Source organism: Faecalicatena contorta (assembly GCF_022835095.1).
Taxonomy (GTDB): domain Bacteria; phylum Bacillota; class Clostridia; order Lachnospirales; family Lachnospiraceae; genus Faecalicatena; species Faecalicatena contorta.
Window position 1 is genome coordinate 944,648 of record NZ_BQNQ01000001.1, and the last position, 18,067, is coordinate 962,714.

The 18,067-nt window shown below is 46.9% G+C and carries 13 protein-coding genes; 8 read left to right on the forward strand and 5 right to left on the reverse strand.

Annotated features, from left to right (window positions below; translation table 11 throughout):
* Positions 1–330 precede the first annotated feature (330 nt).
* Entirely contained in the window at positions 331–990 is a 660-nt protein-coding gene (trhA, locus tag MWG26_RS04305; protein WP_025654837.1) for a PAQR family membrane homeostasis protein TrhA, read from the reverse strand.
* A 385-nt stretch (positions 991–1,375) separates the two neighbouring features.
* Between trhA and MWG26_RS04310 the strand changes: the two genes are divergently transcribed.
* Positions 1,376–2,959 carry a DEAD/DEAH box helicase gene (locus MWG26_RS04310; RefSeq protein WP_025654838.1) on the forward strand — a complete coding sequence of 528 codons (1,584 nt, stop codon included), beginning with the start codon at positions 1,376–1,378 and terminating at the stop codon, positions 2,957–2,959.
* Between the two features lie 233 nt (positions 2,960–3,192).
* On the opposite strand, the gene arcC is transcribed toward MWG26_RS04310, so the two are convergent.
* The 3 genes from arcC to MWG26_RS04325 form a co-directional block, all read right to left on the reverse strand.
* Positions 3,193–4,122: a carbamate kinase gene (gene arcC / locus MWG26_RS04315; RefSeq protein ID WP_025654840.1), complete on the reverse strand. Its 930-nt coding sequence runs from the start codon at positions 4,120–4,122 to the stop codon at positions 3,193–3,195.
* A 283-nt stretch (positions 4,123–4,405) separates the two neighbouring features.
* Positions 4,406–4,963, reverse strand: a complete 558-nt coding sequence (locus MWG26_RS04320; RefSeq protein WP_330641621.1) for a prolyl-tRNA synthetase associated domain-containing protein — start codon at positions 4,961–4,963, stop codon at positions 4,406–4,408.
* 63 nt (positions 4,964–5,026) lie between these two features.
* Positions 5,027–6,658 (reverse strand): DUF975 family protein, encoded by a 1,632-nt coding sequence (locus tag MWG26_RS04325; RefSeq protein ID WP_025654841.1) that lies wholly within the window; start codon positions 6,656–6,658, stop codon positions 5,027–5,029.
* A 218-nt stretch (positions 6,659–6,876) separates the two neighbouring features.
* Here MWG26_RS04325 and MWG26_RS04330 point away from each other — a divergent pair, with 218 nt between their 5' ends.
* From MWG26_RS04330 to MWG26_RS04360, 7 genes are all read left to right on the forward strand, one after another.
* On the forward strand, positions 6,877–8,397 hold the full coding sequence (locus MWG26_RS04330) for a sugar ABC transporter ATP-binding protein (protein ID WP_044926439.1): 1,521 nt from the start codon (positions 6,877–6,879) through the stop codon (positions 8,395–8,397).
* Positions 8,398–8,400: 3 nt separating this feature from the next.
* On the forward strand, positions 8,401–9,402 hold the full coding sequence (locus tag MWG26_RS04335) for an ABC transporter permease (RefSeq protein ID WP_025654843.1): 1,002 nt from the start codon (positions 8,401–8,403) through the stop codon (positions 9,400–9,402).
* Positions 9,402–10,370 (forward strand): ABC transporter permease, encoded by a 969-nt coding sequence (locus MWG26_RS04340; RefSeq protein ID WP_025654844.1) that lies wholly within the window; start codon positions 9,402–9,404, stop codon positions 10,368–10,370. Before MWG26_RS04335 ends, MWG26_RS04340 begins: the two co-directional genes overlap by 1 nt.
* Positions 10,371–10,594: 224 nt before the next feature.
* Positions 10,595–11,719, forward strand: coding sequence for an autoinducer 2 ABC transporter substrate-binding protein (locus tag MWG26_RS04345; protein ID WP_025654845.1), 1,125 nt, complete (start codon positions 10,595–10,597; stop codon positions 11,717–11,719).
* Between the two features lie 79 nt (positions 11,720–11,798).
* The gene (locus tag MWG26_RS04350; RefSeq protein WP_117441007.1) at positions 11,799–13,565 is read left to right on the forward strand and encodes a sensor histidine kinase; all 1,767 of its coding nucleotides are present in this window, start codon (positions 11,799–11,801) and stop codon (positions 13,563–13,565) included.
* A gap of 15 nt (positions 13,566–13,580) precedes the next feature.
* Complete coding sequence (locus tag MWG26_RS04355; RefSeq protein WP_025654847.1) at positions 13,581–14,330, forward strand: response regulator transcription factor; 750 nt, start codon at positions 13,581–13,583, stop codon at positions 14,328–14,330.
* A 188-nt stretch (positions 14,331–14,518) separates the two neighbouring features.
* Complete coding sequence (locus MWG26_RS04360) at positions 14,519–15,706, forward strand: uroporphyrinogen decarboxylase family protein (RefSeq protein ID WP_025654848.1); 1,188 nt, start codon at positions 14,519–14,521, stop codon at positions 15,704–15,706.
* A 132-nt stretch (positions 15,707–15,838) separates the two neighbouring features.
* On the opposite strand, the gene MWG26_RS04365 is transcribed toward MWG26_RS04360, so the two are convergent.
* Complete coding sequence (locus tag MWG26_RS04365) at positions 15,839–17,755, reverse strand: putative bifunctional diguanylate cyclase/phosphodiesterase (protein WP_117441006.1); 1,917 nt, start codon at positions 17,753–17,755, stop codon at positions 15,839–15,841.
* Positions 17,756–18,067 lie beyond the last annotated feature (312 nt).

Genomic DNA, 18,067 nt, shown 5'->3' on the forward strand with positions numbered 1-18,067 from the left:
AGAAGCCCAGCCTGTCTGGAATGGGGAACGGGAGGGCGGCGGGAAAGAAGGGATGGTTCCTGGAAGTATAGAGTGCGCGGTTTAGAAGTACTTACACAAAAGAAACTGCCCACGAGGGCTGGCAAGTGATTTACCAAATCACTTGCCAGTACAACCTAAGACGAGAAAGCATCAAGCTTTCTCGTTGCATGTTGTACGTGCCCTCGTGGGCAGTTTCTTTTGTGTTAGTACTTCTCCGCAAACGGGTGACTTCCAGGAACCATCCCTTCTTTCCCGCCGCCCTCCCGTTCCCCATTCCAGACAGGCGGACTATTTCCCATGAATCCTGCCTTAAGGAAGCAAAAAAGCATACATCAATACGAAGTGGCAGGCGCTTCCCCCCATTACGAACAAATGGAAGATTTCGTGGCTTCCGAAATTTTTATGTTTGTTATCGAAGATGGGCACTTTCAGTGCATAGATGATTCCTCCGATTGTATAGATAATCCCTCCTGCAAGGAGCCAGAAGAATCCGGCTCTGGACATGTTATTCAAGATCTGCGTGAATGCCAGTACGCAGGTCCATCCCATTCCGATGTACAGAACGGAAGATACCCATTTTGGACAGAAGACCCAGAATGCCTTGATGAGGATTCCTACAATTGCTATGCCCCAGACAAGTGTCAGAAGGATCCGGCCGGTTTTACCGGGCAGAACAAGGAGACAGATCGGGGTATAACTTCCTGCGATCAGAATAAAAATCATCATATGGTCAATCTTTTTCAATATGGTATTGACCTTTTCTGATAAATCAAATGTATGATAAGTCGTGCTTGCTGCATATAATAAAATCAGGCTGGCTGCGTATATTGCCAGGGAAACCACATAGACACTGCGTGGTTCATGTGCCGCCTTTATCAACAACGGAATAGCGGCAAAGATTGCCATTAACATTCCTATAAAATGTGTAATTGCACTGCCCGGGTCTTTAATATGCTGCGTCTTAGTCATAATATCATGCCTCCTAAAAATGAAAACTTTTACATGTAGTTTTTAAAACTATGTTTAGTATATGCTTATATTACAACTATTATTACAAAATTGCAAGCGTTTCAGAGATTTTATTTTTTTAGAAACGGACATATTCCGGACGATTTTCAGGCTGCATGGGAAGCCGATCGTAACAATTCCGGCCTTCCTGAACTGTAACAGCCGATTACTGGCGGAAAATACAGGCAGCCTGTACTCAAAATTGACAATTGGCGCCAAGTCTGCTATGATAGCAACTGAGACTATGTGTATATCCTTTACTTGGTGTCCGGTAAAGGGTATTTTTTTGAGATTTTAAAGGTCTGTAAAAATGACACAGAATTAAGAATAAGAATAAAGGAGATTTATGGAAGAAGTAAAATTTGAAGATTTGGGGCTCTGCTCCGAGATAGTTAAGGCAGTTAAAAAAATGGGCTTTGAGGAAGCGTCACCAATTCAGGCCAAAGCAATTCCCATCATGCGGTCGGGAAAGGATATCATCGGCCAGGCACAGACAGGAACCGGTAAGACGGCTGCTTTTGGAATTCCTCTTCTGGAGAAGCTAGAGCCTAAGAATAAGAAACTGCAGGCAGTTGTTTTATGCCCCACAAGGGAATTGGCTATTCAGGTGGCGGAAGAGATCCGCAATCTTGCAAAATATATGCACGGCATTAAAGTGCTGCCCATTTATGGAGGACAGGAAATTGTCACACAGATCCGTTCTTTAAAGAGCGGCACACAGCTGATTATCGGGACTCCGGGGCGTGTGATGGACCACATGCGAAGGAAAACAATTAAGATGGATGAGGTCAGCACCATCGTACTGGACGAAGCGGACGAAATGCTGAATATGGGATTCCGCGAAGACATCGAGACTATTCTGGAAGGGGTTCCCGAAGACAGGCAGACGGTTCTCTTTTCTGCGACGATGCCACAGGCAATTCTGGATATCACGAAAAAGTTCCAAAAAAATGCGGAGATCGTTAAAGTTACAAAAAAGGAACTGACGGTACCGAATATTGAGCAGTATTATTATGAAGTAAAACCAAAGAGCAAAGAAGAAGTTCTTGCCCGTCTGCTGGATATCTATTCACCAAAGTTATCGGTGGTATTCTGTAATACGAAAAAACAGGTAGATATCCTAGTCAATGGACTGCTGGGCAGAGGTTATTTTGCCGCGGGACTGCACGGCGACATGAAACAGCAGCAGCGTGACAGGGTAATGCAGGGATTTCGTTCCGGTAAGACAGACATTCTTGTGGCGACAGACGTGGCCGCGAGAGGGATCGATGTGGATGAGGTAGAAGCCGTGTTCAATTATGACCTACCGCAGGACGATGAATATTATGTACACCGTATCGGAAGAACTGGAAGGGCAGGGCGCGAGGGACGTTCTTTCTCATTCGTTTCAGGAAAAGAAGTCTATAAGTTAAAAGAGATCCAGCGCTACTGCAAGACCAAGATCTATGCGCAGAAGGTTCCTTCCTTAAATGATGTGGAAAGTACAAAGATCGAAAATATACTCGGAGAGATCGACAACATCATCGAGACAGAGGATCTGACAAAGTATCTTCAGGCCATTGAAAATAAGGTAAACGAATCCGACTATACGGCGATGGACATGGCGGCAGCCTTCCTGAAGCTCAGCTCCGGACAAAATGAAGCTGGACCGGAGGATATAGAATTCGGAGATACCGGGGCAGAGGAGGCAGGCATGGTTCGCCTTTTCATTAATATAGGCAAGAAAAACAAGGCAAAACCGGGAGATATCGTCGGGGCAATTGCCGGAGAGAGCGGAATTCCGGGTAAACTAATCGGATCTATCGATATGTACGATAAGTACACTTTTGTAGAAGTGCCGAAAGAATATGCAAGAGAAGTGCTCGGTGCGATGGATCATGCAAAGATAAAAGGCAAAAATGTGGCTGTTGAGCCGGCTAACCAGAAATAAAGCGGGCAGCCCCGCGGTTAATAAAGTGTGTCATACAGCGCCAAATGAGCAGGCGCTGCCGAATTGCAGACAGAGAGAGCAGGAAAAAGGGGCAGGAGTGATTGTATTTTATCACACCTGTCCCTTTAGATTTACAGGAAAGAAAAAAGACGGCTGACGACAGCCGTCTTTTTTCTGTTAAAATATATTATCTTTTTATGAAGCTATAAGCATCCTACTTATCACAGAAAATGTCAGCAGATAATCGTTCCTGCTTTTCTTTTCATTCCCTCGCTGACTTTATCAAATGAAGTGATAAGGGCGCTGCGTCCTTCACGCTTTTCGATAAACTCCACTGCGGCCTGGAACTTAGGAAGCATATTATAGATGCCAAAATGGCCCTGCTCCATATATTCCCGGGCCTGGGCTGCAGTAATCTTTCCAAGCTTTTCTTCATCCGGCCTGCCCAGGTTGATGCATACCTGTTCCACACTGGTAAGGATGATCAGTTCGTCCGCATCGATCCCTTCGGCCAGCTTGCCGGCTGTCAGGTCTTTTTCAATTACCGCGCTGGCTCCTTTTAGATGATTGTCCTGTTCCAGGACGGGGATTCCGCCTCCCCCACAGGCGATGACAACCTGTCCCGCATCCAGCAGGGCAGTTACTGCATCCAGTTCTACAATCTTAACCGGATGAGGAGCGGAGACTACACGACGGAAGCCCTTTCCGGGTTCCTCGATGACATAATTTCCTTTTTTGCGTTCTTCATTGGCCTCCTCGGCTGTCATGTAACGTCCCAGTACTTTTGTGGGAGTATAGAATGCTTCATCGTAAGGGTCAACGATCACCTGGGTCAGTACCGTACTGACTGTCCGGTAGATCCCACGGTTCAGAAGCTCTTCTCGGATGCCGTTCTGCAGGTCATAGCCAATATAGCCCTGGCTCATGGCGGAACACACAGACATGGGGGCAGCGGTATAATCATCATGGGTTTTGCCGAATTCATTCATGGCAGTGTGGATCATGCCGACCTGCGGCGCATTGCTGTGCGTAACGGCAACCTGGTATCCTTCTTCGATTAAATCAGCAATAGATTTGGCTGTATTTTTTACGGCGACCTTCTGCTCCGGAAGCGTAGTTCCTAAAGCACGGTGTCCTAATGCGACAACAACTCTTTTTTTCATAATCTGGTCCCTCTGTTTCGTAATTAGATTAGTATCTGGCACATCGCCTAATCATTAACGGCACTTCAACTGGCTTACATGTTCGATAGCGCTGTGCCCAAGTCTCAGTGCAAGCATCATATCTGCGTTTGTAAAGCAGCATTCTCCGAAATTGAACTGAGCTTAAGGGTCAGCCGCCTTTTTTACGATGTACTAGTGAATATATAAGATTATATTATTTTTTCTGTAAAAAAGCAACGGTGAACTGCCTGAAAAAAGACGGCCATTCATTTCGCGCCCCTCATCAGAGCGATACAACACGGTAGCGATGGCCGGTATATTTTAAAAACTTCTTCAATATGTCCCCGGTTTTAATTTTCAGGCTTGTGGTATTCATACAAGGATGGCATCCCATATACTCCTGATCCAGGAGTTCCTTATCAACCAGCAGATCAACATACCAGTCTTTGTCATTCATAAGTCCGAGCACACTGACTGAACCGGGTGTAAGTCCCAGATACTGCTCCATAAATTCCGGCTCCGCAAAGGAAAGGCGTGAGATGCCCAGTTGCGCAGACAGGTCTTTTGTGAAAAACTTTTTTTCTCCGGGCATGAGAAGAAGAAAAAATGTGGTCTTTTGTCGGTTGCGCAAAAACAGATTCTTGCAGGGGAGAATACCGAGTTCCTCCTCCACGGCCCTGCAGGCTTCAATCGTAGGTGCAACATCATGGTCAACGCCCTCGTAGGGAATATGCAGCTGATCCAACAGGTCATAAACGCGGGCTTCTTTGTCAGTCCGGCCGGAGCAGTCGGGTTTCCCCGTAAAATGCTCCTTGCTTACATAGATTTCACTCATAATCATAGTCCTTTCTTAATTCAAGTATGTAACACATCCCGTGTATAAAGCAGAGGATCTTAAAATCACTCACACACTCATAAAAATCGTCCCCGGATTCAAAAGCCGGGAAATCAGCTCCGGATGCAGCGCGGCATAGATGAGATCGGTGACAAAAAGTATGCACAGTACGATGCACAGAGCTATGCGGAGATATAAAGGCAGCCTTAAAAACATTTCTTCCCATCTGGGAGCCAGATAATACAAAAATGCACAGCCCATCATCGCGAAGAACACGGCTCCGCCTAAAAATGTGCGGCCATTTAGGTTTATAAAATAACCGGTGTAATCCGATTGTATGATATCCAATTCGTATTCCAGCAGCCAGCTCATCAGGTATTCAATGGCCATGTAAGCCGCCATCATCATTGTAAAAGATAAGATCGGCCTGTGTGCAAACTTCTTAATAAAGATCAGCAGTATCAGTGCGCAGACGCCATAGAGCGGAATCCACGGGCCGAATAAGAATCCCCGGTTTAGAAAGACTCCGTCGCGTATGAGGTGAATTGCGCTCTCCACAATCCAGCCTAAGATGGAAAAAGCGAAGAACAGGAATACGCAGGACACAAAGCTATATTTTTTGTCGGCCTGTATGGGGGCTTTGACAGCCCTTTCAGGCGGCTGGATAGAATACAGGAACACCGGATACTGGTCCGGTGCAAAATATGAAATCTTGGTATAGGGACCCTCTGAGTCATCGTAAAGCGCCTTGCTGATCAGAAGCTCATCCTCGGAGGGAACACGTTCCAGCATGGGATCATTGAATGCCTCGTAGTGCGGAGCCCTTGACAGCACATAGCTGCGTCTCAATTCCATATATAGTTCAGTATCTGTTCCGGTCATATAGGGATTCACATAGAGAAAATCCAGTACTCCCAAAGTCAGGAGCGAAAGAATCTCCCAGCCTAAAAACGAAAAGTGCAGCAGGAACATTCTCCATTTATTTCCGTGCATCAGCTGCCGGGACAGCTGAAACGCATCTTTACGTGAAATGGCCGGATTCTCTGCGAGAATAAAGGGAATCATGCTGTATTCGTAGTGCTTGATGATACCGCCTATGACGGTAAGGTTCCAGAGCCACTGGAACACATTACGGCAGAACATAATCCAGGCCGGATTGCGTATGTATCTCAGTTTATATAGGAAGAAGATTTTACTGATTCTGGTCTGATGATAGTTCCGTGCCTCCAGGAAAAATCTTCGTTCGCCAACCAGGATCAGGTTTGCAATAAAAAACTGAAAGAGTATGGCTGTAACAGCGCCGGCGGCCAGAAAGAGCGAGGAGAGATAGGAGTGATCGGTAAAAATACTGTTCACGGTCTTTAATATGGAAAAGAGTACGGACTTTCCGCTGGTATACATGTCGATAAGCAGCTGTGCAGCAGTCCTGACAGGGGGCGTAAGAATCGTTTCCTCCTGATCCGTATCGGCAATCTGCTCTACGGTATCCGTTATGACTGCAGAGTTAGACTGGCCGCCGGTGACGGCTGGTTCGGTATCCGCATGTACTTCAGTTTCCGGATCATACTGGTTGAGAAACGTAGTAGAGGAAGTGTAGGCAGTCGTCAGCATTGCAGCCAGAAAACAGACTGCAATCATACGCCAGTAGTTAATTTTCACAGAAAACCGTGCCTTTTGCTTCAGTACTTTTCTCTTCCACATAAAATGGAACCTCCATAGAAAGTGATTATTATCTCCATTATAGTAAAGAAGTAAAAATAACGCAATCGTAAAAGGGAAGAAACCCCAGATTGTATTTTATATAAAACCATTTAGATTTTCCATGTTTATTCAGCCGCAGATCCTGTACTATTTTTATAAACTAGTACATCGTAAAATCAGTTACTTATTTTACAATGTACAAGGAAGGAGGAGACAGCATGGGGCAGACAATATTGGAGCTGCATGATATTGTAAAAACATTTCCTGGAGTTCTGGCGTTGAACGGCATTAATTTTAATCTGCAGAGCGGCGAGATACATGCAATCTGCGGCGAGAACGGGGCCGGGAAGTCCACCCTGATGAAAGTGGTTTGCGGCGTACACAAGGCCGACAGCGGAACAATGGTGGTAAACGGCAAAACAGAAGACTTTGCCAATCCGATGGAAGCCTATGGGAAAGGCGTATCCATTATTTTTCAGGAAACAAGTCTGTTTGAAGAAATGACAGTGCTCGATAACCTGTTTCTTGGACATGAGATGACTAAGAAAGCAGGAATCATAAAGGTGCTGGATTACAGTGCAATGAGGAAAGAGGCGGAGAGGATCTTCCAGCGTCTGAATACAAAGATAAGCCTGGATGCACAGATAAAAACACTTGGCATGGCACAGAAACAGATGGTTGAAATCGCAAAGGCGCTGACCTTTGATGCGAACATTATCATCTTCGACGAGCCTACTGCATCCTTGACACAGCGGGAAGTAACGGCACTGTTTAAGATCATCAATGACCTCAAATCAAGCGGGCTTGGAATCGTATATATCAGCCATCGTATGGAAGAAATTTTTGAACTGTGCGACAGAGTGACGGTTGTCCGGGACGGACAGTACATTTCTACAAAAAATATTGCAGAGACAAATAAAGACGAATTAGTGGCCGATATGGTCGGACGAAAGATGGGGAGCTATTATCCCAAGTCAGAGACTGTCATCGGCGGGGAAATATTCCGGGTAGAGGGATACTATGATGAGGGTTTTCTGGAGAATATCAACTTCCATGTAAATAGAGGCGAGATTCTGGGATTTGCCGGCCTTGCAGGGGCAGGACGCACAGAGCTGATGGAATCAATCTGCGGGTTCACCGGCAGGGCGGCCGGCAGTGTCTGGCTGGAAGGAAAAAAGCTGAACATCCACAGTTATAAGGATGCCATGGCAGACGGAATCGTGTATGTGTCGGAGGACAGAGGAAAGTACGGCCTGATTGTGGATATGAGCATTCAACAGAACATTTCACTCCCCCAGCTGGAAAACTTCAGCAAAGGTCCCGGCTTTCTGGATGAAAAAAAGGAGAGAGCGAAAGGGGAAGCGTACATCAAGGAGGTTGGAATCAAAGCTCCGGCCCCGGATTTCCTGGTTGCGAACCTGTCCGGGGGCAACCAGCAGAAGGTATCCGTATCCAAAGCGCTGGCAATGGGGCCGAAGCTTTTGATTCTGGATGAACCAACCCGGGGGGTTGATGTCAACGCAAAAGCAGAGATACATAAGATCATCAGTGAACTGACGCAAAAGGGCCTTACGATCATTATGATTTCATCCGAGCTGCCCGAACTGATCGGCATGTGTGACCGGATCTATGTTATGAAGGACGGCTATATTGCAGGATGCTTTGACCGGGAAAATGTAACACAGGAAAAGATCCTGACGGTTGCATTGGAATCTAAGAAAGACAGGCAGGAGGGCTAACAGATGACTGAGAAGAAAAAGAAAGCATCCTTTCTGACAACAGAATTTTATCTTGCGGTATTTTTGGCAGCGGTACTGCTGCTTCTGGGCGTGCTGGCAAGAGATTTTTACTCGATTAATAATATGATGAGCCTGCTGAATACATTCAGCTACATCCTGATTTCAGCCATAGGCATGAATATGATCATCATCACCTCCAATATCGATGTTTCCACGGGCGCGCTGATCTCGGTGGTCTGCCTGTTTACCGCCGCTCTGGGGAAAGCAGGAGTTCCCTTTGCAGGGCTCCTTCCGGCGGCGATGCTGATGGGAGCAGGCTTAAGCACCCTGAATGGCCTGTTCATAACCAAGATGAAGATACCGGCCATCGTGGCAACGCTTGCGACAACTCAGATCTTCCAGGGAGTGCTTCCGCTGCTGGTGGAGGGCTCGATTTACGATCTGCCCGCAAGCTTTACCTGGCTGGCGTTTGATGCCAAGATCTTTGGAATCATACCTGCAAGCGTACTGATCTGTCTGATCGTGACAGTGTGCGCGCTGCTGTTTATGAAGTATTCCAAGTTTTCCAAGAAGATTTACGCGATTGGGAATAATGCCAACGGCGCAAGGCTCGCCGGGGTAAATGTAAACCGGACAGTGGTAATTACCTATGCCATTGCAGGCGCGCTGTTTGGAATCTCGGCCATCATCATTGCCACGGCAGGACAGCGCGTGACAAACACAATGGGAACCGGGCTGGAGATGACCTTTATCGCCGCTGTCGTACTCGGAGGAACCAGTACGGCCGGCGGATCCGGAAAGATCATTGGTACGGTAATCGGGGCCTTTATCCTGGCTCTGATTGCACCGGCGATTAACTATTTGGGAATCAGCCCCAACTGGTCAGATGCGGTAAAAGGCGCAATCATCATTATTTCCGTCGTTGTGAGCGGAGCTAAATATCTGAAGAAAAAACGGGTGATTCCGGCAGAAAAGCTGATAAAAACAGGAGGTGAGAGAGCCTAATGAAAAAAGTACTGAAGTTTTCATTTAATAAAGCCCTGTTTTTGATCTGGCTGGTCATATTCAGCGGAATCGCGGTCAAGAGCCCGTCGTTTCTGACCGCGCCATATATTATCAACGTAATGCTCAGAAACATTGTGGAGATCGGTATGGTTGCGCTGCCTATGACGCTTATCATCATCACAGGGGGAATCGACCTGTCTGTAGGCAATACGATGATCCTTTCCGCCATGCTGGGAGGAATCGCCTATACAAAATGGGGGACCGTGGCAGCGGTTGCGGCAACCCTGCTGACAGGAGCGGCCTGCGGGCTGCTGAATGGGGTGATCATCGCAAAGGCGAAGATTTCCGCCATGGTCACCACGCTGGCAACCATGTACCTGTTTCTGGGGCTCGCGAGAGGAATTTCAAAGGGAGACAGTGTTTACTCCTACGGTTTTGCAGAGTTTATGGGTAATATATCGATCTCCGGTCTCCCGATACAGATCTGGTTGTTTATCATACTGGCGGTTGTGTTCACGCTGCTGCTGGGGAAAAGCATTTTCGGAAGAAAACTCTATGGGATTGGGCTGAATATCAATGCCACAAAATACTCCGGCGTCAATACAGACCGTATGCTGATTGTTATCTATACATTATGCGGAATTGTCTGCGCCATTGCTGCATTCATTTTCCTGGGAAGATTTACAAGCGTGAAATACGATGCGGGAACCAGTTTCAATCTGAAGGTCATTACAATCGTAGTTCTCGGAGGCACAAGCATCATGGGGGGCGTCGGCGATATGAAAGGAACGATTCTCGGCACACTTATTATTGCAACTCTGAACAGCGGCCTCACGGTCATGAATATACCGATCGATGTACAGACCATCGTACAGGGGGCGGTACTGATTATTGCCCTGATCGCATGTGCAATTGTAACAGAACGTACGAAGAAAAAGCGGATTATTAAAGTGGATTCACACGGATAAAGTTCAGGCCGTGCCATGGCTGCACGGCATCGGAGCCAATAAAGTGACGGCTTCGGGGCATCTGCCCCGCCGAAGGCTGCTTTAAATGGGCCGATGCCATTACTGTGCACGCCCGGAGGGAGTGCACAGTAACTTCTCACGAGAGGGCCAAGTCGGACCCGTTATAAAAAGATTGTAATACGCAAGTATTATATATACAATAAAAAGGAAAGGAAAGAGGATGTATGAAAGCAAAAGAGTTAATGAAAAAGGTAACTGGCGGAGCGCTGATTGCAGTTATGGCAGTCACGATGCTGGCGGGGTGCGTATCTAAGACGGAGACGCCGCCGGCGGACACCAAGACGGAGGATTCGGACAGTAAGGATGCGGAGGGAGATATGACGGTCGCAATGCTGCCGAAGTTCAAGGGAGAGAATTACTTCGATGCATGTAAGACAGGCGCACAGGAGGCTGCAGACGAACTGGGGATTACGCTTCTGTATGACGGGCCTTCCCAGGACCAGGCGACGAACCAGAAACAGGTAGATATTCTGGAGGGATGGATTGCACAGGGGGTTAATGTCATCGTTGTATCACCGAACGATCCCACCGCGATTGCTCCGACTCTGAAGAAAGCGCAGGATGCGGGAATCAAGGTGGTTACCTTCGATGCAGATGCCCAGGAAGATTCCAGGGACATATTTGTAAATCAGATCACGGCGGAGAGCGCAGCCAAAGGACTTCTGGACGGCGCTGCAAACGACCTGAAAGATAAGGGCTACGGAGACAGCAAAACTGCCAATATCGCACTCGTATCAAGTTCAGGAACGGATGCAAACCAGAAGGCATGGGAAGATGCAATCAATAAACTTCTTGAGACAGACGATTACAAGTTCATGAAGATTAAAAACAAAGAGACCGACGTATATTATCCAGGAACCGATGAGACAAAGGTGAACAGCGAATGTGCAACTTTGATCGGACGTATGGGCGAAGGCGAGGATAAGATCCAGGCGGCAATCGGACTATCATCCATGGCCACACCTGCACTTGGGGCACAGTACCAGTCTGCATCCAGTAAACCGGACGCAAAAGTCGTTTCCATGACAGGGCTGGCAACACCGAACGCACTCAAGACTTACATCAAAGACGACGAGAATCCGTTGAATTCCGGTGTACTCTGGAACTGTATGGATCTTGGATATCTTGCAGTACAGACGGCATACCAGCTTTCAGAAGGAACAATTACACCTGATTCAACATCCATCGACGCAGGAAGGCTTGGCGCAAAGGATATTGTTGATTCACAGTGTGTACTGGGAGATGCTCTTGTATTTGATGCATCCAATGTAGATGAATTTGATTACTAAAATATAGGATAGATAAGGAGGGGGCTGCGGACGGCGGCGGCCCTCCTTAAGTGCTAGGGACGGGAGATGGGCGAAGGACATGAGAAAACAGAAGGCGGGGACGAAACTGTCTATTACATATGCCGTATTTGTCATTCTGATGATTACCGCGGCGGCTGTTATATTTTTCCGGTACAGCAGAGACACCGTCCACAACGACGGTGTCAGCAACCTGATACAGACAACGGCTGCTACAATGGAACAGATTGATAACAGGCTGACAAATATGGAACAGGCTTCGGTAGACGTCCTGACAAACGCCCATTTTCTGGAGCTGTGGGTGGAATTTACGGAGAGCTGGAACCAGGAGACCGGGCGGAACGTAAAGCGGATTCTGGTTAATGCCTATAAAAATAAGTCCGATATCCGCCGTGTTGCCGTGTATGACAAGACGGGCAGCTTTATCTGCACTGGAAACACAGAGGCAGAACGGGAAGAGGTGGCTTCAAGGGTTGCCTATATTGAGGACAAATACAGCTTTAATGTGGCTGACAGCCGTGTATTTCTGGGTCCGGCGGCGGATTTCTGGGAACCATCCACAAAGGGAACAGTCATAACGGAGATTAAACCCATTAAAACCCCATCCAAAGAAATCGTAGGATATATTGAGGTTCAGCAGAACTATTTTTACCTCAGGAATATATGCGATGTAAAATGGAGCGGTTATGATCTGAATACGATGGTTTTCATTGGAGATCAGGCGGATCTCTTTTATGCGGATATGACATGGAAGCAGCCGAAAGAGAAGATCAGATATTTTGCCGAGCTTACGGAGCAGTATGTGAAGGCCCAGGATACGGGGGAAGAGATCGTGACCATGGCCAGTTCCAACTATTATCCCTGCCGGACAGTGATCGTGCTGCCCGAGAGCATTTTGTATAAATCACTGCGGAATACCATTCAGGGAATCAGTCTTGTGGCGTTGCTGCTGATTGCATTTACCATCTTGTATATTCTGTTTGTGACGAAGAAAATCATGCGGCCCATTGATACCTTTGTAAAAAGGATGCAGGGGACAAAACTGGAAAACTTTACAGAACATCAGGCCACCCGGGACATGGACTGGGAGACTATGATTCTGGTTACGGCCTTTGAGGATATGGCGGCCCGTCTGCGGGAATCCATGGAGCGGGAGAAGCAGATGGCAGATGTGCAGACCAAGACGCTGTTCGGCATACTGCAGTCCGAGATCAGCCCCCACTTTATGTATAACACACTGGGCAGTATCGCAAACATGTGCGAGAACGGAGAGCGGGAGGAGGCGGCGAATGCTTGCTATTGTCTGTCCGAGATCATGCGGTATGCGTCCGATTATACAACGGTGGAAGTGACCTGGCAGGAAGAACTGGAGAACCTGAAGGCATATATGGCGATCATGAAAAGCAGATACCGCCAGAGGCTGGATTATGAGATCACAGTGGACGGGAATCTGGACTATTTTATGCTGCCGAAAGTGACATTCCAGCCCATTGTGGAAAATGCAATCAAGTACAGTCTTCTGGAATCCGAACACGTATTTATCCAGATCTATGTCGTCGAATTTGACGGATATGCGATTGTGGAGATCAAAGATAATGGCTGCGGGGTAACCAAGGAGGCTGTGGAACTGGTAAGAAGCAGAATTGAGACCTTTTACCGGGATCACGGCTCCCAAGAAATCACAGACAATCTCCAGTTCGGCGGCATGGGGCTGAGCGGGACGCTGATCAGGCTTTCTATTTTCTTCGGAGAAGGCTTTTCCTATGAAATACTGGGGCAGAATGATACCGGAGGTACAACGATTGTACTGAAAATGAAACTCGAGTAGTTTAGGGAGGTTAACATGTATAAAGTGCTTTTAGTAGATGACGAGCCGGCGATTCTGGAAGCAGAAAAACGGGCGATTTCGCAGCGCATAAGGGATTTTGAAGTAATCGCAGAAGCTTATTCCGTGGACCGGGCAATTGAGATCTTCGAAGAGATCCACCCGGAAGTCGTGCTTACGGATATGAAAATGCCAAGAAAAAGCGGGATTGAACTGATAAAATACATTGGGCAGCAGGAAGAGAAACCTGCGGTCTGCATCGCAGTCAGCGGCTATTCGGACTTTCACTATGTTCACGATGCATTTCTGTACGGAGGCTTTGACTATCTGCTCAAACCAATAGAACCGGCCAAGATCGAGGAATTATTTGACCGGATTCAAAAACTCCTGGCATCAATGAAAAAGGAGCAGAGCAGAGTGTACCTGTCTTCTGAAAAGCCCTCAGGCCGGGAGCTGGTGTCCATGATCGAGCACTATGTTAAGCACCATTTATCGGAGGACAACAGCATCATCAGAATCTGTAGCAGATTCATGATAAGCCAGCCGTATCTGAGTAAAATTTTTAAGAAATATGAGGGCTGTACTTATAACGAATACATTATAAATCTGAAGATCACGGAAGCGAAAAAGCTGCTGGAATGCCATGACTGCCTCATTGGAGAGGTGGCAGAAGCGCTGGGGTTTACAGATCAGTTTTACTTCAGCAAAGTATTCAAAAACGCGGTGGGATGCACGCCCCGTGAGTACAGAAAGCAATTCCTGGTTTAGTATATGAATGCGGCGAGGGGAAGTCCCTTTACAGTGCATCTTCACATCATGTATCTTTCCTGGTCCTGAGGCTTTAGAGAGAAAGGTTTGGTTTTGGATTTTACAAAAGAATGTTTTACATTTCCATGTTTTTATTACAGGCTGCCTTTTATAATAAAACTATCATAATGACAGTGGAGGAATGAAAGATGACGAATAGAGAACGGGAACAGGCTACACTTAATTTTCAGAAACCCGAAGGAAGAGGCACAGTCGCGGAGACATTCTATCCATGGGTATTGACCACGAACCGGTTTAAAGAAGAGGGAATGCCCGCCGAGATTGCAGACGGAGCCAAGGATATTACAAACAATATTGTCGGAAATAAAGCAAATCAGACCGAAAAGTATCTTGCAGCAGAGTGGGGCCAGGGAGTTATGGAATATGAGCAGTATCTGGGCTTTGACCCAGTCAGAAGAATCCATTTTGTACTTCCTTTCCGCCGCTTTGAAGAGAAGATCATAGAAGAGACACCGGAACATATCATCAAGCAGGATATCTACGGCCGGCAGGTGCTCAAAAATACCGGTTCAGACCTGGAGCTAGACTATAAGCCGGTCATAGAAACCATGGAAGACTGGGAAAATCTGAAATCGCACGCAGAGAAAGAGCTGGAAGCATATTTCTCAGATAAGCAGATCGAAGCCGCTTACGGCCATCTGGCAGAGGGGCACGACAGAGGGGACTATTCTATCCGCCTTAACATAGAGGGCTTTTTCTGGGTACCCCGGGAACTGCTTGGAATAGAAGCCCATATGTATGCATTCTATGATGAACCGGAACTGCTGCACGCCATCAATGATTACATACTGGAGATTTACCGTACAAAGTTATTAAAAGTAATAGACCTCGTACAGCCGGATGTCATCTATTTTATGGAGGACTTAAGCGGAAAGAACGGCCCAATGGTATCCCCGGACTGTTTCGAGGAATTCGTGGCAGACTATTACAGAGCGCTGATTCCGCTGTTCAAGGAGCATGGCGTTGGAAATGTTTTCGTAGACACCGACGGAGACTTTGCCCGTCTGATCCCCAACTTTATGGATGCCGGAGTTGACGGATTCCTGCCAATGGATGTTAATGCGGGAATGGACATCGTAGAGGTAAGAAAACAATTTCCAAAGCTAAAATTTATCGGAAGCTTCAACAAACTGGAGATCGCAAAGGGCCCCGCGGCCATTGACAAAGAATTCGACCGTATCCTGCCTGTCATCAGGGGCGGCGGCTATATCCCGGGATCCGACCACCAGGTGGCGCCATCCACCTCACTGGAGAACTATAAATACTACATAAAAAAACTCAGAAAAATAATGGAACAGGCGGGGGCGGATTTATAAGGGGACGCTTGTCTGTGCTGATGACTGCGGGGCCGGAGGGGATGCCTCCGTAGACATCCCCTCCAGTGCCGCAGTCATCGGCACAGACCGCTGGTGCATCCGACGGGAGACAGGCGCCCCCCCCCAGTCAAATCACATCAAAAACCGCAAAAAATCCTCCTCTGCGAGAGGTTTTGAGTAGTAGAAACCCTGTATCTGATCTATGCCAAAGTCTATGACGAGCTGCTTCTGTTCTTCGGTTTCTACTCCTTCTGCGACTACTTTCATTCCAAGCTCCTGGAACGTGCGCACCATATTTTTGACGGCCAGGGCGGAGGTGCTGTTTTCCATGGATGCGCAGATAAGACTGCGGTCCAGCTTTACGGTACCGAAGGGGAGGCTGATGACGGTGGCGATGTTGGAATAGCCGGTGCCAAAATCATCCAGGCCCATCATGATGCCGTGTTTTTCCACTTCCAGCGCGAATTCTCTTACGATCTCCGGATTCTCTGCCAGGGTGCTTTCTGTAAACTCGATCTTGAGTGTATGTGCCGGAGTGTGGCAGCAGTGAATGATATCCAAGACCTTTTCCGCCAGGTTTGGCTGGGAAAACTGAATTGCTGAAAAATTCACATGTATACATTCGATGGGTATCTTCATATCCAGAAGCCGATTGATGAAGCAGCACACTTTCTTTATTATGACGTATGTAATATCAATGAGAAGCCCTGTCTCTTCGGCGATTGGTATAAACTCGGACGGATAAACAGGTCCGATGGGAGTGTCATTCATCCGCATCAGAGATTCGGCATAGAGAAATTTACCTGTTTTGACTTCATATATGGGCTGATAGAACATCTCAAAACTCTCGTCGGCCAGTTTGTCTTTTAGAATCTGTATGATACGGCGTCTTCGCTTCAGCTTGGACAGCATCTCTCTGTCACAATAGCAGATCTGTCCATATCTGCCGGTTTTAGCCTGCACAACGGCGTACTCTATGGAGGTTATGACCTCCTCCAGCGTCTGTGCGGCCTCTGTATGGCGGATCACCCCCATGACTGCCGACAGATTGAATTGATAGTCATTGACCTCCCATGGGTGGGTCATGTGGTCTTGTATTTTCACGATGCAGCTTCGTATCCTGCTGTCCTCTTCTTTGGGAAACAAAAGCGCAAATTCATCCCCGCTGAAACGGTAGACATTCTGGGACGGACCAACGGAATTCAGAAATTGAGAAAGTGATTTCAGTAAAGCATCTCCGTTATGCTGCCCCCAAGCGTTGTTAATCAGCCGGAAATCGCGCAGCGACACGACTACAAGTGTAAAGGGCCTGTCAGGATAGCGGGTGAGCAGCAGGGTAAGCATATTCAAAAGTTCCTGCCGGTTTGGAAGATTAGTCAGGTAATCCAGAGAGATCTGTTTATTCTGCAGGTGAAGGTAAATGATAAGAAGAGCACATGTGGCGGCGGTACCTGAAAGAATAATTTGAGGATATGCCTGTTGAAATATAATTACCAGAAACGCAAGCACAGGAAATGAAGCTAAAATCCGTGAAATCTCCTTGTCTATCTTTTTGTAATTTACTAGAGTAATAACAAGACATGCGAGGCAGTAAAGATAGAAAATCAGATAAGTTGTGATAATCAGGTTTCCACGTGTATAACCTTCCACTGCGGTCAGATCGAAAATATTCCTGGTAAACGGATTCAGCAGAATCAGTACAGCATACCCAAACCCGGGAATGGAACAAAATAGAAAAGACTTCTTTAACCCCGGGCTTTCGACATAAATAATGGCCATAGTATAAAGAAAATAAGCCAGGCCCATAAAAGGGGTAAGAAGAAAATAAAGAGTCGTGATGATCCAGATGCTCCATAGAGGAACAATCTGATCAAAATAAATCATAACTGTGGAAAGGATATTAGTAAGCATGGCACAAAAAGTAACCATCAGACATCCCTGAAACATTCTGTTCTTCAGAGTTGGAAGACGGCTGCCTTTTCGTGAATAAATTAAAATAATCCCAAGCATAACCAAAGAAATGCTTTCGGGTGCAATATTCCAGGTCATAATCGCATACTCCTCACAGGAAAATCCTCATCTGTCATCATCGTAACATAATACCGTTTCCCCACCGGAACCAGAATAACTACAGACGTTTTCACCACACACAGAACCCACGTATTTATTATTATAAGTACAAACCCTCAATAATACAACAATCTTGTAAAAAATAACCAAGCAATAAATAAAAATTCCAATTCTATGCCTGTTTAAACGTCCCTTCCCTATCTCCTGACTAGTCAACTGATCACCTATACCAACTCCATCCCCATTCCCCCGTAAGAGTCCCTCCACCAGTAACACAGTCCCATCAGCCTG